The organism is Rhodoferax sp. RT5P35, assembly GCF_056521385.1.
Genome location: NZ_JBWMAX010000147.1, coordinates 1 through 367, shown reverse-complemented (window position 1 = coordinate 367; position 367 = coordinate 1). Strand labels below are relative to the sequence as shown.

The window sequence follows — 367 nt, the reverse complement described above, 5'->3', positions numbered from 1 at the left end:
GTCGCTGAACTGGTTGAGGTAGGCACCGACCACACCCGCTTTGCAGGGGCCGAAGTTCCAGCCCGCGACGAATTCGCCCACATAGCCGCGGCCTGATTGGTAGTGGGTGCTGCCGTTTTCGCGGTTGATCATCAGACGGTTGATCAGGCCTACATCCAGGCCAGCGGGGTCGTTGTGGCGGAGCCCGAGTACCGGCTGGACGGAGGTGTAGCCCGTCGATACGCTGGGGCGGTAGGGGTTGTAGGAGCCGTTGGACAGGGCAATGTCCAGGCCGACCACCGCGTGGGTGTGCGGCGCCGGGTTCCAGCGCAGAATCGCTGGCGAAATAGTGATGTTGCCCACGCCGTTGTGGCGCTCGCTGTGGCCC

The 367-nt window shown here is 64.9% G+C and carries 1 protein-coding gene; it reads right to left on the bottom strand.

The window, feature by feature from the left end; translation table 11 throughout:
• The coding region (locus AC097L_RS24465; RefSeq protein WP_479589319.1) for a transporter at positions 1 to 367 on the bottom strand (367 nt) is incomplete at both ends.